Below are 23,762 nucleotides of genomic sequence, written 5' to 3'. Positions count from 1 at the left end.
CGAAGCGCCAGATGAGGGGTTCTCTCCGCAGACGAACTCGCGGATAGAAACCCCTCACCCGGCTTCGCTGCTTCCGCAGCGAAGCCACCCTCTCCCACAGGGGGAGAGGGTGCAGCTCGCGCGTGGATGCAGTAGCGCTACTGCTTCGCCGGCTTCCTCTCGATCGGATGGATCTCGATCGCGCGCAGGCGGCCGAGGCGGAGCACGTCCATCGAGAGGGTGCGGTCGATCCGGCTGTGATCGAGCGCGCGGATCAGGTCGTCGACGCCGTTGACCTCGATGCCGTCGAGCTTGATCACGACATCACCCGGCAGCAGGCTCGCCCGCGACGCCGGGCTGTCCGGCTCGATCTGCATCAGGAGCGCGCCCATCTTGTTCTCGACGCCGGCGAGCACCGCATGGCGCCGCGGCACCGGCGCGGTCTGCCCGGCAACGCCGATATAGGCACGGCGGACATAGCCGTGCCGGATGATCTCCGACAGCACGAACTGCGCGGTGTTGCTGGCGACCGCAAAGCAGATGCCCTGCGCGCCGTTGATGATCGCGGTGTTGATGCCGATCACCTCGCCCTTCGACGACACCAGCGGCCCGCCGGAATTGCCGGGGTTGAGCGCGGCGTCAGTCTGGATCACGTCCTCGATGGTGCGCCCGCTCACCGAGCGGATCGAACGTCCGAGCGCCGACACCACGCCGGCGGTGACGGTCGATTCGAAGCCGAGCGGATTGCCGATCGCGACCACGAGCTGGCCGCGCCGCAGCGTCTTGGAGTTGCCGAGCGACGCGTAAGGCAGATCGCGCGCGCCATCGGCCCGCAGCAGCGCGAGATCGGTGTCGGGATCGACGCCGAGCACATGGGCGTCGGTGACGAAGCCCTCGGTGTCGCGCAGGCGGATCTCCTTCGACGATCCGACCACATGGCTGTTGGTCAGCACGAAGCCATCGGGCGAGATCACGATGCCCGAGCCGAGGCCGCCGCGCTCGCGCGCATTGCGCACCTTCGGCCCGGTTTCGACCCGGACCACGGCGGGGCCGACGCGGTCGGTGACGTCGATCACGGCATTGGAATAGGCATCCAGCAAAGCCCGGTCATCGACCTGGGTTGCGACTTGGGCAGCATCGGCCGTCGCCGCTGACGGCGTGTCACCGGCGGTATCTGAGGTAAAATCCAGCATGGCGAGAGTCCTTTGGTCTCCTCAGATGGTGACCGGCTTCCCGCGCCGCAAGTGGTTACGCCCTGCACCTGCCCGGATGGCTAGGGCTGCGTCTCTGACGCGCGATTGACTCAGTGTCATTCCGGGGCTCGCGAAGCGAGAACCCGGAATCTCGATGCACGACCTCTGGATTCCGGGTTCGCGACTTCGTCGCGCCCCGGAATGACGGAATGGACTGTCAAGTCACGGACACAACGCTAGGTCGCCCGCCGCAGCACCCCGCCGCGCGCCCTGACCGGATCGAGCAGCGACCAGTCGCCCTCCGGCAGCACATGACCCTTGGGGAAAGGCGCGCGCAGCTCGAGGCCGAGCGAGCGCAACACGCGGTCGTCGCGGTAATAGCATTGCAGCACCACGCGGACGAGCGTCGCCGCGGCCGCGCCGCCATGGCTACGAAACTCCCGCGCCACCGCATCGCGCCCGGCATCGTCGAGCTCGGCGAGCGGCTTGCCCGCGAGCTTGGCCAGATGATCCAGCGCCTGCGCGACCAGCGCGGTGTCGCGGCCGAGCGTCGCCAGCATGTCGGCCTGGATCGCGGCATCGTCCGCCCCCGGCACCTTGTACTCGTCGCTTGCGGGAACAATCATCGCGGCGACGGTGCGCAGATCGGCGCGCTGGGCTGCAGTCAGTTGATTGCTATCGGACATGTCGGTCTCTGGCGGTCTCAGTCGAACAGATTGGCGAGGCGCTGCTTCATCTGGTCGGCGATGTAGAGCGCAAGGGCCTGGATGGTGGAGGTCGGGTTCACGCCGCCCGAGGTGACGAAGATGCTGCCGTCAACGATGAAGAGGTTCTTCACGTCGTGCGAGCGGCCCCATTCGTTGACCACGGAGCGCGCCGGATCGGTGCCCATCCGCGCGGTGCCGAGCAGATGCCAGCCGCCCCACGGGATCGGATCATTGATGCAGATGTCGGTGGCGCCGGCGGCCTCGAGGATCTCCCGGCCGCGCGCCAGCCCGTGATCCATCATCTTCCGGCTGTTCGCGCTGATCGTGTAGTCGATCTTCGGCGCGGGGATGCCGTGGCTGTCCTTCAACACGGGATCGAGCGTGACGCGGTTGTGCTCCTCCGGCAGATCCTCGCAGATCGCCGACACCGCGAGACGATGCCCGTTGAGCTTGCGGAACACGCGGTGATGATCCTTGCCCCAGGGCAGGATGCCCTTCTGCTCGCTCGCGACCGCCTCGAACACCGGCCCGGCGCCGCGGCCGAACTGGATGCCGTAGCCGCGGACGAAGCCGCGCGACAGATCGGTGTCGTAGAACTCCTTGCTCCACAGGCAGGTCGGCGGGGCGCGGTTGCTGTCGGTCGGCTCCTTCACGAAGCCGTAGATCTGCGCGTAGGGGTGGAACATCAGGTTCTTGCCGACCAGGCCTGACGAGTTGGCGAGGCCATTCGGGAATTTGCCTGACGCCGAATTGAGCAGCAGCCGCGGCGTGCCGACGCCGTTGCAGGCGATGATGACGACTTCGGCCGGCTGAAACTGCTCGACTCCGTCCCTGTCGTAATAGACCACACCGGAGGCCATGCCGTGCTCGTTGGTCAGGATCTCGCGCACCCGGCAATGGGTCTTGAGCTCGACCCCGGCGCGGACCGCGTGCGGCCAGTAGGTGATGTCGGTCGAGGCCTTGGCACCCTGCGCGCAGCCCGGCGTGCAGTGGCCGAGATTGATGCAGCGCGCCCTGCCCTCGTAATCCATCGTCGCCACGGTCGTGTCCGACGGCCACCAGTGCCAGCCGAGCTTGTTCATGGCCTTGCCGATCAGCGGGCCCGATAGTCCGAGCGGCTGCTGCGGCATCGGCGGATGGCTCAGCGGCGACAGCGGATCGCCCGACAGGCCCGACACGCCCATCATCCGATCGTTCTCCTCGAAGAACGGGGTGAGCGCGTCGTAGTCGATCGGCCAGTCATCGGCGACGCCGTCGAGCGTCTTCACCTTGAAGTCGGACGGATGCAGCCGCGGCCAGTGCGCGGTGTACATCACCGTCGAGCCGCCGACGGCGTTGAAGTTGACGACCTTGATCGGCGAATTGTCGTCGTTGATCGGATAGTCCTCGGGCCGCTTGCGAACATTCGGGCTGGACGACCACTCGCCGTAGAACTTCGCCTCCCAGTCGCGCCCGGTGCTTGGATATTCGGCCGGATTCATCCAGCCGCCCTGATCGAGGCAGAGGATGTGCATCTTGGTATCGGCGAGGCTCCAGGCCACCGCAGCGCCGGAGGCGCCGGCGCCGATGATCAGGACGTCAACGGGATCGTTCTTCATTCTTGTTCCTTGATCTCAGATGACCCCGTCATTCCGGGATGGTCCGAAGGACCAGACCCGGAATCTCGAGATTCCGGATTCGATGCTCCGCATCGCTCCGGAATGACAACCCACAACTTCAATTGACGATTCTCACCGGCAAGCTTCGTATACCGCGGATGAAATTGGAATAGAGCCTTTGCGGCGGGCCCATCAGCTCAAAACGCAGATCGCGCGCCAGAACCTCCTCCCAGAGGATTCGCAGTTGCTGCTCGGCCAGGCGGTCGCCGACGCAGCGGTGGACGCCGGCGCCGAAGGCGAGATGCTGGCGCGGCTTGGCACGGTCGATGATGAATTCATCGGCACGCTCGATCTTGTCCTCGTCGCGGTTGCCGGAGATGTACCACATCACGACCTTGTCGCCCTTCTTGATCCGGCGGCCGGCAAGCTCGACATCATTGCGTGCGGTGCGGCGCATGTGCAGCACCGGCGTGTGGTAGCGGATGGTCTCGGACACCAGGTTCGGGATCAGCTCCGGCTTCGCGCGGACCAGCTCGAACTGCTCCGGGTTCTCGCACAGCGCCATCAGGCCGGCCGACATCGAGTTGCGCGTGGTGTCGTTGCCGCCGACGATCAGCAGGCCGATCGTGCCGATGAACTCGCGCGGCTCCAGATTCCGCGTCGCGTCCGAATGCGCCAGCATCGAGATCAAATCGAAGGTCGGCGGCGCATCGGCCCGCGCGTCCCACAGCTTGCGGAAATATTCTCCCATCTTGACCAGTTCGGCGGTGCGTTCAGCCTCCGAATGCACCACCGCGTCGGGGGATTCGACGTTGGCGATCGCGACATCCGACCACCAGGTCAGCTTGGCGCGGTCTTCAGAAGGGAAATCGAACAGCGTCGCCAGCATCATGTTGGTGAGGTCGACCGAGACCCGCTCGGCCCAGTCGAAGGTCTCGTTGCGCGGCAGCGCATCGAGTACGGCTGAGGTGCGCTTGCGGATCAGGGCGTCGAAATTGGCGAGGTTCGACGGCGCCACGATCGGCGCCACCGTGCGGCGCTGCGCGGTGTGGCCGGGCGGGTCCATGCGGATGAAGCTCGGCCGCTCCTGCCCCTTCGGCTGGTCCGCGACCTGGATACCGCCAAGCTCGGATGCCGACGAATAGTTCTGGTGATCCAGCTCGACCGCGAAGATGTCGTCGTAGCGCGTCACCGACCAGTAGGGGCCGTAGGCCGACGCCTCGCAATAATGCACGGGATGGTCGCGGCGGAGTTGCGCGAACAGCGGCCGCCAGGTGTCATCCTGGTAAAGCCGGGGATTGCTGACGTCTGTCGACGTCGGCCTGCGCAGCGCCTCTCCCATCGCTTCACTCCCGTTAGGTTCCGTCGCCGCTTGGCGGGCGATCGTCGTGTCGGGCCGACGATAAAGGGAATCCCGCGGCCGAGTAAAGCCGCGGGGCGGACAGTCCGCCGCGCGGAATGCGCGCGGACCGACGCACCCGGCAAATCCCGATAGCTGCCCCGCTCCGCGATGTTTGTCGGCAGCAGGAAGACCGGCTAGCCTTGCCGACAATCGATCCATCGGGGAGCAACGACAGGTGGCCGAATTGCGCCAGGACAACACCGCCCAGACGGCTGCGCTGGACTACGACGTCATCATCATCGGCGCCGGCCTGTCCGGCATGTACCAGCTTTATCGGCTGCGCGAGCTTGGTCTCAGCGCGCGCGTGTTCGAGGCCGGCACCGGCGTCGGCGGCACGTGGTACTGGAACCGCTATCCCGGAGCGCGTTTCGATTCCGAGAGCTATTCCTATGGCTACTCGTTCTCGAAGGAGCTGCTCGAGGAATGGGAATGGTCGGAGCATTTCGCCGGCCAGCCCGAGACCTTGCGCTACTGCAACTATGTCGCCGACAAGTTCGACCTGCGCCGCGACATCCAGTTCGAGAGCCGCGTCACGTCCGCGATCTACCAGGACGACACGCGAAGCTGGCGGATCACGCTCGAAAGCGGCGCGCAGCACTCCTGCCGCTTCCTGATCACCGCGATCGGCCCGTTGTCGACGCCGACCCTGCCGCGCATCGAGGGCCGCGATGATTTCAGGGGCCAATCGTTTCACACCGCGCGCTGGCCGAAGGAGAAGGTGGATTTCACCGGCAAGCGCGTCGCCGTGATCGGCACCGGCGCGACCGGCATCCAGACTATCCAGACCATCGCCGGCGAGGTCGGGCGTCTCACCGTGTTCCAGCGCACCGCCAACTGGGCGGCGCCGCTGCACAACGGCAAGATCGACGCCGAGACGCAAGCCAGGATCAAGGCCGGCTATCCCGAGATCTTCGCGCGCTGCAAGGAGACCTTCGCCTGCTTCGTGCATACGCCCGATCCGCGCGGCGCGTTCGAGGTGAGCGAGGCGGAGCGCGAGGCGTTCTACGAGAAGCTCTATGGCGAGCGCGGCTTCGGCATCTGGCAGGGCAACTTCAAGGACATCCTGATCGACCGCGCGGCGAATGCCACGATCAGCGATTTCGTCGCGCACAAGATCCGTCAGCGCGTGAAGAACCAGGCGGTCGCCGAGATGCTGATCCCGAAGAACCACGGCTTCGGCACGCGGCGGCTGCCGCTCGAGACCTTCTATTACGAGGTCTACAACCGCGACAATGTCGAGCTGGTCGATATCAAGGAGACGCCGATCGAGCGGATCACGCCCGAGGGCATCCGCACCAGCGACAAGGACTACGCCTTCGACATCATCATCTACGCCACCGGCTTCGATGCCATCACCGGCAGCTTCGACAGGATCGATTTCCGCGGCGCACACGGTGCGCGGCTGAAGGAGAAATGGACGGGCGGCCCGGAAACCTATCTCGGGCTGATGGTCGACGGCTTCCCCAACATGATGATGCTGATGGGCCCGCACACCGCACTCGGCAACATCCCGCGCAGCATCGAATACAGCGTGGACTGGGTCACCGGGCTGATCCACTTTGCGCAGGAGAGAGACCTGACCTTCCTCGATGCCACGCCTGAAGGCACCGCGAACTGGACCGAGCATGTCAAGGCGCTCGGCGTCGGCCTGCTGTCCAACGAGGTCGATTCCTGGATGACCGGCATCAACCGCAACGTCGAGGGCAAGCAAACCCGCATCGTCGCCCGCTACAGCGGCAGCGCCCCGGCATATCGCGCGCGATGCGACGAGGTGGCGGCGAAAGGGTATGCGGAGTTGCGGTTGGCGTAGTTCTCTCGGCTGTCCGGTCTAACTCTCTCGGTGACGACAGGCGCCTGCCGCATCACCACTGTCGTCCTGGCGAAAGCCAGGACCCATAACCACCGCATTCGGTGATGAACGGGATCGCTACCCCAGCGTCGCGCAACAATTATGATTTGGGGTAATGGGTCCTGGCTTTCGCCAGGACGACATCCCGTAGGATGGGTGGAGCGAAGCGATACCCATCATTTGCGCCGCGGAGAGAGAATTGATGGGTTTCGCTTCGCTCTACCCATCCTACACATCCAGCTTCGCTTACCACGCGTCAATGCACGGCCGCTTGCGATGCGTGCGCGGCTCCGGCTTCGGCACCGAGCGCAGGCCGGCCATGATCCAGTGCCTTGTGTCGGCGGGATCGATCACCTCGTCGATCTCGAGCACCGAGGCGATCGAGACCGCCTTGCCGTTGGCGTAGAGCTCGGCGACCTTGGTCTGGAAATACTTCTCGCGCTCGACCGGGTCCTCGATCGCCTCCATCTCCTTGCGGAAGCCGAGGCGGACATAGCCTTCGAGACCCATGCCGCCGAACTCGCCGGTCGGCCACGCCACCGTGAAGAACGAGGCGTGGAAGCCGCCGCCGATCATCGACTGTGCGCCGAGGCCATAGCCCTTGCGCAGCACGATGCCGAACAGCGGCACCGTGATGCTGGCGCCGGTGACGAACATCCGCGCGACGTGGCGGACGATCGCGGTCTTCTCGGCCTCGGGGCCGACCATGAAGCCCGGCGTGTCGCAGAGCGAGACGATCGGGATGTCGAAGGCGTCGCACAACTGCATGAAGCGCGCGGCCTTGTCGCCGGCCGGCGCATCGATCGCGCCGCCGAGATGCTTCGGGTTGTTGGCGATCAGGCCGAACGGCTTGCCCTCGATGCGGATAAAGGCCGTGATCATGCCGACGCCGAAATCCCTGCGGATCTCCAGCACCGAGCCCTCGTCGGCGATCAGGTCGATCACGTTGCGGATGTCGTAGACCCGCAGGCGATTTTCCGGGATCGCACGGCGCAGCAGCCGCTGGTCCGGCGCCTTCCAGTCCTGCACGGCGCCCTGAAAGTAGGACAGATATTTCTGCGCCACCGCGGTCGCCTCGGCCTCGTCCTCGACCAGGATGTCGATCACGCCGTTCGGCGACTGGAACGAGACCGGGCCGACCTCGGCCGGATGGTAGACGCCGAGCCCGCCGCCCTCGATCATCGCCGGACCGCCCATGCCGATCGACGCATTCCTGGTTGCGATGATGACGTCGCAGACGCCGAGCATCGCGGCATTGCCGGCGAAGCAATAGCCGGAGACCACGCCGACCACGGGCACCAGCCCGGAGAGTTTTGCGAACTGCACGAAGGACGGGCCGTCGAGGCCGGTCATGCCGAGCCGGTCGGTATCGCCGGGACGGCCGCCGCCACCCTCGGCGTAGAACACCAGCGGCATGCGCCACTGCTCGGCGAGGCCGAGCATGCGGTCGATCTTCTTGTGGTTCATGTGCCCTTGCGTGCCGGCGAGCACGGTGTAGTCGTAGGAGATCACCATGCAGCGCGCGCCGTCGGCGCCGAAATCCTTGGCGTTGACGGTGGCGACGCCTGATATCAGGCCGTCGGCCGGCGTGTTCTTGATGAGGTCCTCGACCTTGCGCCGGCGGCGCTGCGCCGCGATCGCCAGCGAGCCGTATTCGATGAACGAGCCCTCATCGACCAGCTGCGCGATGTTCTCGCGCGCGGTGCGCTGGTTGGTCTTGCGGCGGCGCTCGACCGAGGCCGGGCGGTTCTCGTCCAGCGTGATCGCCTTGCGCGCGATCAGTTCGGCGAGATCAGGCCGGATGTGATCGAGATCGATCGCGGCCTCCTCCGCAGCGTGATGGCCGTCGACTTCGGCCGGTTCGAAGAACAGGATCGGCTCGCCATGCATCAGGGTGACGCCGATGCCGCCCGCGATCCTGGTCACCCGGCCGCCATGCGGCGCCGTGACCAGATGCTCCATCTTCATCGATTCCAGCACCGCGATCTGCTGGCCGGGCCGAACCAGATCGCCCTCCGCGACCTCGATCGCCACGATCGTGCCCTGCAGCGGCGCGGGCACCGGGAGCGATCCCTCAGGCGCTGCTTCGGCAGCAACGGCCTTGGTCGCAGCCGCCTCGCTCACTTCGATCAATGGTGCGGCGAGATCCTGCGCCGCGCCGACCAGCGCCGCAACATGGGTATCGATGAAGTTGGTGCTGATCTTGTTCCGGCCAAAGCTCTGGTGCGCCAGAATAGCGCCGAGGAACGGGATGTTGGTGGCGACGCCGCCGATCCGGAATTCACGCAAGGCGCGCGATGCCTTGTGCACCACGTCGGTCCATTTTGGGCTCGGCGAATGCACGATGACTTTTGCCAGCAGCGAATCGAACGCGGCAGAGGTCCTGTAGCCGGAATAGCCGAAGGTATCGACGCGAACGCCGGGGCCGGACGGCAGGTCGAACACGGCGAGCGTGCCGCCGGTCGGTTTTGTCACTCCCGCCTCGTCCATCACCTCCATGTTGACGCGCAGCTGCATCGCATAGCCGCGCGGCAGCGGCACCGCTGATTGCGCGAGGCCGAGCGAGGCCAGCGTGGCGCCGGCCGCGACCGCGAGCTGCACGCGCACGAGGTCGACGCCGAGCACCTCCTCGGTGACGGTGTGCTCGACCTGGAGCCGCGGATTGGCCTCGATGAAAGCGAACGCGCCCTCACCTTCGCCGGCTTCATCATCGACCAGGAATTCGAAGGTGCCGAGATTGTCGTAGCGCGCGGCGGTCGCGAGCTGCTTTGCCGCCTCGATGATGCGCGCGCGCATGCCATCACTCAGCGACGGGCTCGGCGCCACCTCGATGAGCTTCTGGTTGCGGCGCTGGATGGTGCATTCGCGCTCCCAGAGATGGCTGATGGCGCCGTAACGGTCGCCGATGATCTGCACCTCGATATGGCGGGCCTTGCGGATCAGCCGTTCGACATAAACGGCATCGCTGCCGAACGCCGCTTTGGCCTCCGACTGGCAGCGCGCATAGGCCTCGTCGAGCTTGGCGGCATCCTCGACCACGCGCATGCCGCGCCCGCCGCCGCCGGCGATCGCCTTGATCATCACGGCGGCGCCGGCGCCGAGCGAGCCGAAGAAGGCCTTTGCCTCGTCCAGACTGGTCGCGCCCGATGTGCCGGCAATGATCGGGACGCCGCATTTCTTCGCCAGCGCCTTTGCCTTGGCCTTGTCGCCGAACAGATCGAGCGCCTCCGGCGACGGGCCGACGAAGGTGATCTTCTCCTCGGCACAGCGCCGCGCCAATTGCGTGTTCTCGCTGAGGAAGCCGTAGCCCGGATGCAGCGCGTCACAGCCTGCGGCCTTGGCCGCCGCAACCACCGCCTCAATGTCGAGATAGGCCCGCGCGCCGCGGCCTGGAATCTCGTGGCTCGCGTCGGCGGATCGGACATGCAGCGAGGCGGCATCGTCGGCGGGATAGATCGCGACGGTCGCGATGCCGCTGTCGGCAGCGGCGCGGGCAATCCGGATCGCGATCTCACCGCGGTTCGCAATCAGCAATTTTTTGAAGGACATGACATCTTCACCAAAGATCAGCGATCCTTCATGGTCGGATCGAGCACGACACGCAAGGACTCCCCGAGCGCGTTGAACGCCAGGGAGACGACGAGAATGGCAAGGCCCGGCGCATACATCTGCTCCGGGGCGATTTCCATGTATTGATAGGCGCGCGCCAGCATCGCGCCCCAGCTCGGGTCCGGCGGCTGGATGCCGAGGCCGAGGAACGACAGGCTGGCTTCGGCCAAGAGGGCAGCGGCGAGCAAGAGCGTCACTTGCACGATGACCGGCTGCAGCGTGTTCGGCAGCACGTGCCGCCACAGCACATGCCAAGTCGGCGCGCCGAAGCCTCTGGAGGCATCGACATAGAGCTCCTGCCGCACGATCAGCGTGCGGGCGCGGACGATGCGCGCCAGCGCCGGAAACATCGTGATGCCGACCGCGATCATGCCGTTGGTCAGCCCGATGCCGAGCGCGCCGGTGACCGCGATCGCCAGCACGATGGCGGGGAACGACAGGAAGGTGTCGATGATGCGGCTGATGATGTCGTCGATCCAGCCGCCGAAATAGCCGGCGGTCAGCCCGACCGGCAGCCCGATCAGGACCGCGACGCCGACCGCAAGCAGGCTTGCGTAGACGGTGGCCGGCGCGCCGTAGATCAAACGGGAGAAGATGTCGCGGCCGAGATCGTCGGTGCCGAGCAGATGGGCCGGCCCCGGCGGCGCCAGCATGTTGTTGACGTCCTGCGCGGTCGGCGCATAGGGCGCGATCCAGGGCGCACCGATTGCGACGACGACGAGCACCACGAGCACCAGGATCGACAGCGCGGCGCGGAGGTCGCCGGCGAGCCAGCGCGCAAAGCGCCGCAGCCGCGTCGGCCGCGCCGGTGCCTTCAGGGGTGCAAGCGCCACCTCGGTCATTGCTCGATCCTCGGATCGACCGCGGCGCAGAGCAAATCGGTGATCAGATTCACCGCGATCACAACCACCACCATGGTGAAGACGACGCCCTGCACGATCGGGAAATCGCGCTGGATCGCGCCGCGCACGATCAGGCTGCCCAGGCCGGGAATGGCGAACACCGCCTCGGTCACCACGGTCGCCGCCAGCATGCGGTTGACCAAAAGGCTGATGATGGTGAGCAGATTGACGCCGACATTCTTGAGGCCGTGCTGCCAGAGGATGCGGGACATCGACAGCCCCTTGGCATGCAGGGTACGGACATATTGCGACGACAGCACCTCCAGCAGCGCGCCGCGCAGCTGGCGCGCGACCTCGGCCATGCCGTAGGCCGCGATCGCAATGCCCGGCAGCAGCGCATGCCTGATCGCATCGACCGGCGAGGCGCTGAAGGATTTTGCGCCGGTCGCCGGCAGCCAGTTCAGCTTCAGCGAGAATTCCGCCACCAGGATCATCGCGAGCCAGAAGCCGGGCACCGCGACGCCGAGCGACGCCAGCATGCTGATCAGCTTGTCGATCCAGCCGTTCGGCTTGATCGCGGCCATCACGCCCATCGGGATGCCCGTGACCAGCGCCAGCGCCAGCGCGATCACGACGATCAGCAGCGTGTTCGGAAACGCGCGCCCGATCGAGTCCGCGACCTTCTCGCCGGTCAATAGCGATTGCGAGAGATCGCCTTGCGCGACATTGCCGAGCCAGGCGCCGTATTGCACCAGGAACGGGCGGTCGAGGCCGTAGATCTTCCTGATCTCGGTGATCCGTGCGTCGGTCGCGTTGTCGCCCGCCAGCGTCACGGCGATGTCGCCGGGCACCAGCTTGAGTAGCGCGAACACCATGAAGGTCGCGAGCAGGATCACCGGCAGCGCCTGCACGAGGCGGCTGCCGACGACCTTGACCGGTGACCGCCGCGCCATCGCTTAACTCCCGAGCCAGACGTCGTCGTATTTCGGCTTGCCAAGCAGGTTCGGCCGATAGCCCTGCACCTTCTTGTTCATGGCGACCAGCTCGAACTGGAACGCCAGCGGCGCGACAAAGGCGTTCTCCATCACCAGCCGCTGCACGGTGGAGAACGCCTTGCGCCTGGTGTCGATATCCTCCGAGGCGCGCGATTCCTTGATCGCGGCCTCGAGCTCGGCCGGCACCGGCGCGCGGCCGCCATTGTAATAGGCGTCCTTGGTGAACATCAGCGAATAGGTCAGGCTCGGGTCGGGCCGGCCGGTCCAGGCCGAGAGCAGCCCTGCCCCCTTCTTCTCCGGACCGAAGAAGGCGGCAGAGGCTTCCGCGACCGGCGCGTTGACGAAGCGCGCGTTGATGCCGGCCTTGCGCAGCTGCTCGATCAGGATCTCCTGGCGCTGCACCGAATCCTGGTCCGGATAGCCGCCGAACTCGATTGGAATGCCCTCCTTGAAGCCGGCCTCGGCGAGCAGCTTGCGCGCCTTGTCGGGATCGTACGGATAGAGCTTTGCGACCTCGGCATCATAGGCCCAATGCGCCTTCGGCAGGTTCATGTAGGCCGGCTCGGCGAGGCCGGCGAGCGCAGCCTTGACGAAGGATTCGCGGTCGATCGCGAAGTTCAGCGCCTGGCGGACCTTGACATTGTCGAACGGCGGCTTGGCCCAGTTCAGGAAAATCTGAAACACGTAAAGCGTCGGGCCATGCACCACCTTAACGCTGGAGGCACGCTCGATGATCACCTTCTGCCGCGGCGGCAGCTGGTAGATTAGGTCGTTCTGCCCGGCGGTGACCGAGCGGGCGCCGGTGGTGAGCTCGGGAATGATCGAGATCTCGATGGCGTCGGGAAGCGGCCGCTCCGGCTTCCAGTATTTCTCGTTGCGCTTGACCACGATCTTCTCGCCGTCGGCCCAGCTGACGAACGAATAGGCGCCGGCGCCGACCGGCTTGCGCGTCACGACGCCGCCCTCGGCCGCCTTCAGCGCCGTCGGCGACACCATCATGCCCGCGCGGTCGGAGAGAATCCCGGGCAGCGCGGTATCGGGTGTCTTCAGCTTCAACGTCACCTGCTGCGGGCCAGTGACCTCGACCGCGGCGACGGAGAGCAGGTCGGCCTTGATGTTCGACTTCGCATCGCTGCGGTTGCGCTCGAGATTGAACTTGACGGCTTCCGCATCGAGCGGCGTGCCGTCATGGAAGGTGACGCCGGCGCGGATGTTGAGCACCAGCGTGGTGGGGTCGGTGAACTTCCAGCTTTCGGCAAGGCCGGGCTTCGGCTTCAGCGTGTCGAACTCCCATTCGGTCAGCGTGTCGTACATCGTGAACAGGAAGGCGTGGTCGGAGCCGGCGCCGCCGGTCGCCGGATCGAGGCTCGACGGATTGGCCGGCGCCGAGATGCGCAAGGTGCCGCCCTTCTTCGGCGCGCCTTCCGCAAACGCACGGCCGCTGAGCGTGGTGCTGGCCAATGCGCCCGAGATCAGCGCCATGGCCTCGCGTCGTGTCGTCATTGTCATGGCGTCGTCTCCGGTTGTGAGTTCGGCGAAAAATTCAGGCGGTCGGCGAAATGGCAGGCCACCCAGTGATCGGGCTTCAGCTCGCGCCACTCCGGCACGCGGTCGGTGCAGAGCGGCTGCGCGTGCGGGCAGCGGGTACGGAAGCGGCAGCCCGAGGGCGGATCGATCGGGCTCGGCACCTCGCCCTGCAGGACGATGCGGCTCTCCTGCCGCATCGTGGATGGCAGCGGCCGCGGCTCGGCCGACAGCAGCGCGATCGTGTAGGGATGCAACGGCCGCTCGGCGACCTCTTCGGTCGGCCCGAGCTCGACGAACTGGCCGAGATACATCACCGCGACGCGCTCGCTGATATGCGAGACCACGGCGAGATCATGGGTGATGAAGACATAGGTCAGCCCGAGGTCGCGCTGCAGATCGGCAAACAGATTGAGCACGTCGCCGCGGATCGACATGTCGAGCGCGGCCACCACCTCGTCGCAGACGATCAGTTTCGGTTTGAGCGTCAGGGCGCGGGCGATCACGACGCGCTGCTTCTGGCCGCCGGACAGCTGGTGTGGGTAGCGCGCGCCGAACTCCTGCGGCAGGCCGACGCGCTCCAGCGCCTCCCGCGCCTGCCGCTCGCGCTCGGCACGGCTGCCGACACCTGCGAGCTCCAGCGGCTCCAGCACCGAGGCCAGAATGGTCATGCGCGGATTCAGCGCGGCGTTCGGGTCCTGGAAGATGATCTGGTAGTCGCGGCGATGACTTTGGAATTCCCGGCGCGGCAGCGCCAGCGGATCGATGCCGTCATGCAGGATGGCGCCGGCGCTGGGATTGAGCAGGAACACCAGTGCGCGGCCGATCGTGGTCTTGCCCGAACCGGACTCCCCGATGATGCCGAAGGTCTCGCCGCGGCGGACGTCGAAATTGACGCCGTCGACCGCCTTCACGGTGGCGCGGCGGTCCGAGGTCTGGAAGCGGACCTGAAGGTCGCGCACCGAGACGATGGCGTCGCGGCGGGGCTCGGCACCGGCTGTGGTCATTGCGTCGCGACCTTCGCAGCCGCCGGTGCGCCGGGCGGATGCAGCGCGCCCGGCAGATTGAGCTCGGCAAAGCGCCAGCAGCGCACTCTTCTGCTGCCGCCGGCGTCCTGCAGCTTCTGCTCGGCCTCGCAACCCTTGGCCGCATGTAAGCAGCGGGCGCGGAAACGGCAGCCGTTCGGCATCTCCGCTATCGACGGCACCCGGCCCGGGATCGACGGCAGCCGGCCGTGGCGCGGGCTCAAATGCGGCAGCGAGCGTAACAGTCCCGACGTGTAGGGATGCAGCGGCCGCACTAGCGCCTCGTCGACGGTGGCGTCCTCGATCACCTCGCCGGCATACATCGTGATCATCCGCGTGCAGGTCTCGGCGACGACGCCGAGATCGTGGGTGATCAGCATCAGCGCGGTCTTCGAGGTCTCGCTGATGTCGCGCAGCAGCTCGAGGATCTGCGCCTGCACGGTGACGTCGAGCGCGGTGGTCGGCTCGTCCGCGATCAGAAGCTGCGGCCCGCAGATCAAACTCGCCGCGATCATCACGCGCTGGCGCATGCCGCCGGACAGCTGGTGCGGATAGTCGTCGATCCGCCGCTCGGGCGAGGCGATGCCGACGCGGCGGAGCATCTCCAGCGTTTTGGCGCGCGCCTCCTCATGGGAAACGTCGGTATGGACGCGCAGCGTCTCGGCGATCTGGTGGCCGACGGTGAAGACCGGGTCCAGCGCGCTCATCGGCTCCTGGAAGATCATCGCGATCCGCTTGCCCCGGATCGCGCGCATCTGCCGCGCGCTGCAGGAAGCGAGATCGACGCCGTCGAACAGAATCTCGCCGTCGAGGCCGGCAAAATTGCCCGGCAACAGCCGCAGGATCGACAGGCCGGTGATGGTCTTGCCGCAGCCGCTCTCGCCGACGATGCCGACGCGCTCGCCGGGCGCGATGTCGAAGTCGATGCGGCGCGTCGCCTGCCAGACGCCCTGCGCGGTCTTGAAGCGGATGCCGAGCCCGCGCACGGACAATAGCGGCCGCGCGCCGTCTCGCGCGCCCTCCGCCCTGCGCTGTGCCGGCTGACCTGCCTCCATCAGCCCGCCGCCCGCTTCTTCTCTTTCACCAGCTGCTCCTCCATCAGCATCTCGGTGCCGATGATGCCCTCGCGGGTGAGCTCATCGAGCTCGGCGTCGGAGAGCCCGAGCATGCCGCCAAGGATCTCGCGGTTGTGCTCGCCGAGCGTCGGCGGCACCGAGCGGATCGCGAACGGCGCATCGCTCTCGCGAAACGGCATCGACGGCTGCGGATGTCGTCCGATGAAGGCGCGGTCGACCTGCTGGATGAAGCCGCGGGCGTGGAGCTGCGGATCCTCCAGGAGATCGATCGGCAGCCGCGCGACGCCGGAGGCAACGCCGGCAGATTGCAGCGCGGTCATCGCCGCATCGGCATCGCGCGCCGCGGTCCAGGCCGTGATCGCAGCCTCGATCTCGGCCTCGAGGGCGCGGCGGCCCGCGGCCGTCTTGAGCGTCTCGTCGGCCGCCCAATCCTCGCGGCCGAGCAGCCGCGCGAGCTTTGGCCACATCGCGTCGGCGGACGCCGCGACGACGATCCAGTTGTCTTCTCCGGCGCAGCGAAAGCAGCCATGCGGCACGAAATCCGGATGGCGGTTGCCGTATTTGGTCGGCGGCTTGCCACTGGTCGAATGCGCCACGATCCAGGGCGCGGCGAACGGCATCATGCATTCGATCTGGGCGAGATCGATGAATTGCCCCTGCCCCGTCAGTTTGGCGTGGATCAGCGCGGTCAGCACCGCGGCGGCGCCGTTGAGCCCGCCGACGGCATCGCCGAACGCAGTATGGCTCATGACCGGCGGACCATCGGGATCGCCGACCACGCTGGGCAGGCCGGAGCCCTGCTCCAGCGTCGAGCCGTAAGCGCGGCAATCGCGATGCACGCTGCCGGCGCCGAACGCCGACATCGACATCATCACCAGCTTGGGATTGATCTTGCTCAGCACGTCATAGCCGAGGCCGAGCTTGGGCAGCACCTCGACCGAATAATTGTCGACCACGAGGTCGGCATCGGCGAGCAGGCGCTTCGCCAATTCAAGCCCCTTCGACCGGGTCAGATCGAGCGTGATGCCGCGCTTGTTGCGGTTCATGATGCAGTAGCGCACCGACTTCTCGTACATCTGCTCCAGCACATAGGCCGGACGGCGGTCGACGCCGCGCCACCAGTCCGGATACTGGGTCGCCTCGATCTTGATGACGTCGGCGCCGAGATCGGCGAGCGTGCGGGTGCAGATCGGCCCGGCCCAGCCCATCGAAAAGTCGACGACGCGGATGCCCTCGAGCGGCAAGCGATCGGTTGCAGCGGGCTTGGGCGCTGGCACGCGCGGCGCAGCCTCGCGCCTCGCCTGCTGCTCGCCGAGATCAGGCACGCGGCCGCCGCGCAGCGGCGGCGTTGCGGTCAGCCGCTGCATCGTGCCGGCGGAAAAGCTGGTCTCGTCGCCGATGGTGATCGGGACGATGGCACCGCGGGCGCGCTTCTCCTCGTCGGCGATGAGATCCGCGACCTCCGGCACCGGCACGATTGGAATCTTGCGCTTGAGCCCTTCGGCGAACCACTCCTGCGCGGTGCGCTGCTTCAGCTTCGGCAAAATCCTGGCTTCGATCTCGGCGACATGGCGCAGCCGGTCGACACCCATGACCAGTGTCGGATCGTCGCGCAGCTCGTTGAGCCCGAGCATCTCGCAGAACGCGCGCCACTGCGCCGGGGTCACCGTGGTGACGCCGAGCCAGCCCTGCTTGGTCTCGTAGATGCCGACCGGAAAGGTCGGCCAGAACCGGTTGACGCCGATCCGCCGCATGATGTCGCCGCGCTGGAATGCCTCGAACATGATGTATTCGGTGACGGCGATAGAGGCCTCGAACAGGCTGAGATGGTTTGCGCGCCCGCGCCCGTCCTGCATGCGCCCGAGCACCGACGATGCGGCGGCGATGAAACCCCACAGCCCGCCCAGAATCCCGATCTGGAAATCCGGCGCATGCATCGGCGGCCCCTGCTCCGGACCGACCAGCTTCACCAGCCCGGTCAGCGCGCGGATCGTGGAGTCGGTCGCCGCGAAATTGGCGTAGGGACCGCGATCGCCAAACCAGGCGAGGTCGAGATGGATCAGGCCCGGATTACTCTGCTTGATCGCGTCGAGATCGATCTCGGGACAATCCGCCGCAGCGATGCCGCGCCCGTCGAGCAGGATGTCGCAGCCGGCAATCAGCTCCCGCAAGCGGGATGCCGCGCCCGCATCGCGCGTGTCGAGGACGACACTCGACTTGTTGAAGTTGAGGAACGCAAACCACGCGCTCCGGCCTTTGGGCGTCAGCGGCGCGGTGCGGCGACGCGGATCGCCCTGCGGCGGCTCGACCTTCTGCACATCGGCGCCGAAATCGGCAAACAGCCGCGCGCAATAGCTCGTCGCCGCAGCACTTCCGATCTCGACAATCCGCAGATGCGACAACGCGCCCATCAGGCTTCCTCGCGACACATGACCAGCCGGTGACAGCGACTGATTCAGTTTTCTTGTTGGGTGAACTTGAAGCCGCGCGACGAGTGTGATGCAAGTGGAATTTTCTTCCGCTTGACGGAATTAGCGAGCGTATGACCGAAGCTGCTGCTCAGCGCGAAGCGAAGATTGTGCAGCTAATTGCAGGTGAGCTGCGCTTCGAACCAGTGTTGCACTGAGTTCGACAATCGCGGCCATGCGCGCAAGACATGCGCGTATGTGGCCGCGCTCGCGCAGGTGATGCCGCGCAGTTCTTGCTCAATGGTGGGAAGATCAACACCGAGGCACCGGCCGGCCTTGGCGACGCTGCGACCATCGACCACAAGCTCTGAGATCAGCGACGCATTGCCGCGCGCGAACAAGAGGTCGAGCGGATCGGCATCGAGAATCTGATCACCCTCGAGGCGATCGAGATCGATGCTGACGAAATCGGCCGGCGCACCGACCGCGAACTCGCCGGTGCCCGGCGCGCCGGTGGCGCGGCGGCCGTTGCGGATCGCGAGCGTGAAGAATTCCTGAGCAGTCCATGTACGCTTGAAGCCGAGACCACCGTACATCATCTGCACCAGCCGCATCTCGCGCAGCAAATCGTCATCCTCATCGAGCGCCAGGCCATCGACGCCGACGGCAATTCCGCAACCGCAGGCGTGCGCCGCGGCGATCGGCGCGAGCCCCGAGCGCAGATGCAGGTTGGAGGAAAAATTGGTGACGATGCGTGCGCCCGACGCCGCGATCATCTCGAGCTCGTCGGGCCGAGCGTGGATGCAATGCGCGAGCGTCAGCCGCTCCGAGAGGAAGCCGATATCGCGGAGATAGCGCACGATGCCGCCGGGAAAATGCTGGTCGGCCCAGGCGCGCTGGTAGGTCGTCTCGAGCAGATGCATGTGGATGCGGCGGCCGGTCCGCACCGAGTTCTCCGCGACCGCCTCCAGCAGCGGCTTCGAGCACCACTGCACCCCGGCCGGGCCAAGCTGCACATCGACCTTCGGCCCGCCGATCGCCGCAGCGATCGCGTCGGTCAGCTCGATATAGGCCTGCGGCGACATCGGGGCGCGCACGAACGGCTGTTCGATCGTCTTGCGGTCATCGGCCGGAAGACCTGACAGCACCGCTTCGCTGTCGCCATAGACGATCGGGTTCTGGTCGCGCACCGCGATGGCAAAGGCGATGCGGATGCCGACATCGCCGGCGGCGCGAGCGATCGCCCTGGCTTCATCGACGAGCGGCATGGTGCCACTCGGGCGGGTGTAGTGCACCATCATTGCCGCGCAGCCGGCCTGCGCCGCGCGGGCAAACGCCGAGGCCGCGGTGAGATAGGGATCGACCGGCGTGCCAACCACCGTGCGCAGGATCCAGCTCTCCAGGGGCATGCCGACCGCGCCGAAGCTCGAGGCGCGCGGGCGGGCGTGGTCGTGGGCGTTGACGAAGGCGGGAAGGATGAGGGAACGCGGGCCTGTCGCCGGGCGCGCGGCTTCGGAAATATCGGTGATGACGCCGCCGTCGTGACGGAGCACGACGTCGTTGCGGATGTCGTGGTCAGAACCGCAGAACAGACGGGTTGCCGTGACGTCCATCGGTCCCTCCGCCGTCATTGCGAGGAGCGGAGCGACGAAGCAATCCATCTATTCCCGTGCCGAAGAATGGATTGCTTCGCTTCGCTCGCAATGACGAGTAAACTTAATTCGCTGTATACACCAGCTCCCGCTCCGCACGTGGCGGCAGGAATTCCCGCGAAAACACTTCGGCCGGGGCCGGCGTGCGGGCGAGCTGGTAGCCTTCGACGATGAAGCCGATGGCGCGGGCCATGCGGTCGTCCTTGACGTCGCCGATGCCGATGTCCTTCATCTCCGGCGAGACAATGAGCTTCTCGAAGGAATATTGCAGGCGGCGCTTCTCGACATCGACATTGATCAGATTGTCATAGTTCAGCGCCGCCTTCATGGCCGCGTTCTGATCCTTGGCGACCGCGATCGCACCCTTGTTGATGGCGCGCACCAGACCGGCCACCGCCTTCGGGTTCGAGGCGATCAGCTTGCGCGAGACCATCACGCCGTTGGAATAGAGGTCGAGCCCGTAATCGCCGAACGAGAACCATTTGAAGTCCTTGTCGGGGTCCTGACGGTTCAGCACCAGGTTGAAATAGCTCGTGATGTTGAACACCAGCGCGGCGTCGATGTCGCCCTTGATCAGCATCGGCTCCTGCAGGTTCGGCGCCATGTTGGAGACCTTGATCTTCTCGCCATCGAGCCCGTTCTTGTGCACGAACACCGGCAACAGCCGCGTGGTCGGCGTCCCCTGCGCGCCGCCGAGCGTGTGGCCCTCGAAATCCTTGATCGACTTGATGCCGCTCGAGTTCTTGGCGACGATCGCGAATGGCGGCTGGTTCCACATCATGTAGACCATGACCGGCGCATCCTGCGGCTTGGTCGCGGCGTTCTGGATGATCGCGTTGACGTCGCCGAAGCCGGCGTCATAGGCGCCCGACATGATGCGCGTCACGGTCGCGCCGGAGCCCTCGCCCTGGTCGATCACGACGTTGAGGCCTTCCTCCTTGAAGTAGCCGTTGTCCTTGGCGTAGAAGAACGCGGCGTCCGAGCCTTGCGTCTTCCAGCCCAGCGTGAACTTGATGGTGGTTTCCTCGGCGCGCGCGGGACCGGCGATCAGGGCCAATCCCAACAGCGCGGCGCTTACTTTTCTCAGCATCGAGATCTCCTTAAGCTTCATTGCTTGACGGTCGACGAAGTGTCTCAAGTGGCGATGACATTGTCCTTGCGTGTCGCCCAGCCGGTGACCTGGCCCTCGATCAGCGAGAACAGGACGTAGAGCGCGACGCCGAGACCGGCGAGCACGAACAGCCCGGCGAACACCAGCGGCACGTTGAAATTGGAGGACGCGGTCATCATGACGTTGCCGATGCCGCGGTTTGAGGCGACGGTTTCCGACAGCACCGCGCCGACGAAGGCGTAGGAGACCGCGACCTTCAGCGAGGCGAAGAAGAACGGCATCGTCCTCGGCAGGCCGACATTCCAGAGGATGTCGAACTTGCTGGCGCCGAGCGCCTTCAGCACGTCCTCGAGCTCGGGTTCGGTGGTGGCAAGACCGGTGGCGATATTGACGACGATCGGGAAGAAGCAGATCGACAACGAGGTCAACACCGCCGGCACGGTGCCGGAGCCGAACCACAGCACGAAGATCGGCACCACGGCGACCTTCGGGATCGACGAGAAGCCGACCAGCAGCGGATAGCAGGTGTCGTAGGCGGTTTTTGACACCCCGATCACGGCACCGAGCGCGACGCCGAGCGCCACGCCGAGCACGAAGCCGATCATGGTGGTGACCAGGGTCTGCACGATGTGCGGCCACAGGATCGGGAATTTCTCGAACAGCGTGACGAAGATCTGCGACGGCCGCGGCAACACGAGATCCGACATCCCCGTCATCAGGCAGAACAATTCCCAGGCGACGAAGAACAGCACGATCAGGGCGGCGGACCAGGCCTTCTGCCTGATGTCTGACACGGACATGGTCAGGCTCCCTCGCGCGCCGCGCTGCGCGCATCGACGATGAAGGCGCGGAGCTTCTGGTTGAGCGCGACGAAGTCAGGCTCAAAGGTCATCGCCACGGTGCGCGGACGGGCGAAGTCGACCCTGGAGTCGTCGAGGATGCGGCCGGGCCGCGCGCTCATCACGCAGATACGGCTGGCGAGGAAGCCGGCCTCGCGCAGATCATGGGTGACCAGCAGCACGGTCGGCCTGTGGGTCATCCAGAGCTGCTGAAGGATTCCCCACAGCTCCTCGCGGGTGAACTGGTCGAGCGCGCCGAACGGCTCGTCGAGCAGCAGCATGCGCGGCTCGTGGATCAGCGCGCGGCACAGATTGGCGCGCTGGAGCATGCCGCCGGAGAGCTGCCAGGGATAGCGGCCGCCGAACCCCTTCAGCCCGACCTGCTCGAGCAGCGTGTTGGCCTTGTCGCGGAATTCGGTCTTGCGCAGCTTGCGGAACTGCGAGCGGAACGGCTCGACGATCTTCAGCGGCAGCATGATGTTCTTTTCGATCGTCGTCCACGGCAGCATGGTCGGGTTCTGGAACGCCATGCCGACCCGCATCGCGCGCGCCGCGACCTCGCGGCCCCCGACGATGACGACGCCGGTGGACGGCCGCGCCAGGCCGGAAACCAGCCGCAGGATGGTGGACTTGCCGCAGCCGGACGGGCCGACCAGCGCGACGAACTCGCCGTCGGCGATCCGCAGCGTGGTTGTTGACAGAGCCGGCACGGCGCGGGCGCCGCGGCCGAAGGTCACGGAGGCGTCCGACAGCTCGATCGCGGTCGGCGCGGATCCGGCGGCCATCGGCTCGCCGGCAAATTCGGAGTTTGGTTGCATGCGCATCACGAGCAAAGTGCATGCAAGCCGGATGCCAGCGGCAGCCGCGTTGAAAATCCCAGCGGCAGCCGCGTTGAAAATCAAGGAGATCGCGCGTTTCCCGCCTCAAAGGCCGGATTCCTTTTGGGCAATCCGTAGCTCAAACTGCATGCAATTCGAGCGCCCGATTGCTTTGGCGGTATGATAAAGAGGCGTTCGAAGCACCTTCGAGAGGGATTCGCGGCAATGGCGGGGCGCGCCGACAGCAGCAAGACGGCTGAATCGTCAGACAAGGTCAGCGTGATCTGCCGCGCGCTGCGGCGCGCGATCATCGAGCAGGCGCTGGAGCCCGGCGCCAAGCTGCCCGAGGACGCGCTCGGCGAGCGTTTCGGCGTCAGCCGGACCATCGCACGGCATGCGCTCGGGCAATTGGCGGCGGAAGGCCTGGTCGAGCTGCGCCGCAACCGCATCGCCGTGGTGGCGACGCCGAGCTGGCAGGAGGCACGCGATGCCTTCGATATCCGCATCGAGCTCGAGCGGCTGGTGGTGCGGCAACTCGCGGGCAAGCTGACCAAGGCGCAGATCGCCGAACTGAATGCCCATGTCGACGCCGAGGATCGGGCCCGCGACGGCACCGACGCGGTGTCGATCCGGCTCGCCACCGAATTCCACATCCTGCTCGCCCACATGACGAACAGCCCGATCCTGGTGCGCTATGTCAGCGAGGTCGCGTACCGCTGCTGCCTGACGCTGTCGCTGTACAGCCGGCCGCATTCATCGGAATGCGCGATCAACGAGCACCGCGCGATCATCGCCGCGCTGGCGAAAGGCGACGTCGACAAGGTGATGGCGCTGATGCACAGCCATCTGGATTCCGTGGCGACCCGCGCGCTGGTCGCGCCGAGCCCGCAGCGCGGCCGCGATCTGCTGGATATTCTGGCCCCCTATGCCGACGAGGCAACCGGCGAAAAGGTGGTGAAGCTGACGAAGGCGGCGCGGCGCTGATACTCTTACCTCGCCCCGCCTGCGGGGAGAGGTCGGATCGCATCGCGGATGCGATCCGGGTGAGGGGGTACAGGTCTATCCGCGGCCGATACTCGCGGATGCAGCCCCTCACCCCGACCCTCTCCTCGCAAGAGCGGGGCGAGGGAGAACT

18 protein-coding genes are annotated in these 23,762 nt (G+C 66.2%); 3 read left to right on the top strand and 15 right to left on the bottom strand.

The annotated features are described in order from the left end of the window. Positions 1-137: 137 nt before the first annotated feature. From ACVIHF_RS06060 to ACVIHF_RS06045, 4 genes are all read right to left on the bottom strand, one after another. On the bottom strand, positions 138-1,172 hold the full coding sequence (locus ACVIHF_RS06060; protein WP_253609745.1) for a S1C family serine protease: 1,035 nt from the start codon (positions 1,170-1,172) through the stop codon (positions 138-140). A gap of 236 nt (positions 1,173-1,408) precedes the next feature. Continuing rightward, positions 1,409-1,858, bottom strand: a complete 450-nt coding sequence (locus ACVIHF_RS06055; protein ID WP_253609746.1) for a gluconate 2-dehydrogenase subunit 3 family protein — start codon at positions 1,856-1,858, stop codon at positions 1,409-1,411. A gap of 17 nt (positions 1,859-1,875) precedes the next feature. Continuing rightward, complete coding sequence (locus ACVIHF_RS06050; RefSeq protein WP_253609747.1) at positions 1,876-3,477, bottom strand: GMC family oxidoreductase; 1,602 nt, start codon at positions 3,475-3,477, stop codon at positions 1,876-1,878. 118 nt (positions 3,478-3,595) lie between these two features. Continuing rightward, on the bottom strand, positions 3,596-4,819 hold the full coding sequence (locus tag ACVIHF_RS06045) for a cytochrome P450 (RefSeq protein ID WP_253609748.1): 1,224 nt from the start codon (positions 4,817-4,819) through the stop codon (positions 3,596-3,598). 235 nt (positions 4,820-5,054) lie between these two features. Between ACVIHF_RS06045 and ACVIHF_RS06040 the strand changes: the two genes are divergently transcribed. Continuing rightward, positions 5,055-6,689 carry a flavin-containing monooxygenase gene (locus tag ACVIHF_RS06040; protein WP_253609749.1) on the top strand — a complete coding sequence of 545 codons (1,635 nt, stop codon included), beginning with the start codon at positions 5,055-5,057 and terminating at the stop codon, positions 6,687-6,689. A 285-nt stretch (positions 6,690-6,974) separates the two neighbouring features. On the opposite strand, the gene ACVIHF_RS06035 is transcribed toward ACVIHF_RS06040, so the two are convergent. From ACVIHF_RS06035 to ACVIHF_RS05985, 11 genes are all read right to left on the bottom strand, one after another. Next, positions 6,975-10,277: a carboxyl transferase domain-containing protein gene (locus ACVIHF_RS06035; RefSeq protein WP_253635993.1), complete on the bottom strand. Its 3,303-nt coding sequence runs from the start codon at positions 10,275-10,277 to the stop codon at positions 6,975-6,977. A 17-nt stretch (positions 10,278-10,294) separates the two neighbouring features. Next, entirely contained in the window at positions 10,295-11,179 is an 885-nt protein-coding gene (locus ACVIHF_RS06030) for an ABC transporter permease (protein WP_253602968.1), read from the bottom strand. Next, positions 11,176-12,132 carry an ABC transporter permease gene (locus ACVIHF_RS06025; protein WP_253602970.1) on the bottom strand — a complete coding sequence of 319 codons (957 nt, stop codon included), beginning with the start codon at positions 12,130-12,132 and terminating at the stop codon, positions 11,176-11,178. The genes ACVIHF_RS06030 and ACVIHF_RS06025 overlap by 4 nt, the downstream gene beginning before the upstream one ends. A 3-nt stretch (positions 12,133-12,135) precedes the next feature. Beyond that, positions 12,136-13,683, bottom strand: coding sequence for an ABC transporter substrate-binding protein (locus tag ACVIHF_RS06020; protein ID WP_253602972.1), 1,548 nt, complete (start codon positions 13,681-13,683; stop codon positions 12,136-12,138). Beyond that, positions 13,680-14,705, bottom strand: coding sequence for an ABC transporter ATP-binding protein (locus tag ACVIHF_RS06015; RefSeq protein ID WP_253602975.1), 1,026 nt, complete (start codon positions 14,703-14,705; stop codon positions 13,680-13,682). The genes ACVIHF_RS06020 and ACVIHF_RS06015 overlap by 4 nt, the downstream gene beginning before the upstream one ends. Further along, the gene (locus ACVIHF_RS06010; protein WP_456791862.1) at positions 14,702-15,778 is read right to left on the bottom strand and encodes an ABC transporter ATP-binding protein; all 1,077 of its coding nucleotides are present in this window, start codon (positions 15,776-15,778) and stop codon (positions 14,702-14,704) included. Before ACVIHF_RS06010 ends, ACVIHF_RS06015 begins: the two co-directional genes overlap by 4 nt. Then, the gene (locus ACVIHF_RS06005; protein WP_253602979.1) at positions 15,778-18,210 is read right to left on the bottom strand and encodes a CaiB/BaiF CoA transferase family protein; all 2,433 of its coding nucleotides are present in this window, start codon (positions 18,208-18,210) and stop codon (positions 15,778-15,780) included. The genes ACVIHF_RS06010 and ACVIHF_RS06005 overlap by 1 nt, the downstream gene beginning before the upstream one ends. A 173-nt stretch (positions 18,211-18,383) precedes the next feature. Further along, a complete protein-coding gene (locus tag ACVIHF_RS06000) occupies positions 18,384-19,820 on the bottom strand; it encodes an amidohydrolase family protein (RefSeq protein WP_253602981.1) in 1,437 nt (478 codons plus the stop codon). A 103-nt stretch (positions 19,821-19,923) separates the two neighbouring features. Beyond that, positions 19,924-20,949, bottom strand: coding sequence for an ABC transporter substrate-binding protein (locus ACVIHF_RS05995; protein WP_253602982.1), 1,026 nt, complete (start codon positions 20,947-20,949; stop codon positions 19,924-19,926). A 44-nt stretch (positions 20,950-20,993) separates the two neighbouring features. After that, positions 20,994-21,770, bottom strand: coding sequence for an ABC transporter permease (locus tag ACVIHF_RS05990; RefSeq protein ID WP_050425957.1), 777 nt, complete (start codon positions 21,768-21,770; stop codon positions 20,994-20,996). A gap of 2 nt (positions 21,771-21,772) precedes the next feature. Continuing rightward, positions 21,773-22,627 carry an ABC transporter ATP-binding protein gene (locus ACVIHF_RS05985; RefSeq protein WP_253602983.1) on the bottom strand — a complete coding sequence of 285 codons (855 nt, stop codon included), beginning with the start codon at positions 22,625-22,627 and terminating at the stop codon, positions 21,773-21,775. Between ACVIHF_RS05985 and ACVIHF_RS05980 the strand changes: the two genes are divergently transcribed. Next, positions 22,626-22,811, top strand: a complete 186-nt coding sequence (locus ACVIHF_RS05980; RefSeq protein WP_253602984.1) for a hypothetical protein — start codon at positions 22,626-22,628, stop codon at positions 22,809-22,811. The two genes, ACVIHF_RS05985 and ACVIHF_RS05980, sit on opposite strands and share 2 nt — an antisense overlap. Before the next feature lie 41 nt (positions 22,812-22,852). Then, positions 22,853-23,611 carry a GntR family transcriptional regulator gene (locus ACVIHF_RS05975; protein WP_253602985.1) on the top strand — a complete coding sequence of 253 codons (759 nt, stop codon included), beginning with the start codon at positions 22,853-22,855 and terminating at the stop codon, positions 23,609-23,611. Positions 23,612-23,762 lie beyond the last annotated feature (151 nt).

The sequence above is a fragment of the Bradyrhizobium sp. USDA 4506 genome (assembly GCF_054058795.1).
The sequence above is the reverse complement of the archived record's forward strand: the minus strand, read 5'-3'. Positions and strand labels throughout refer to the sequence as shown.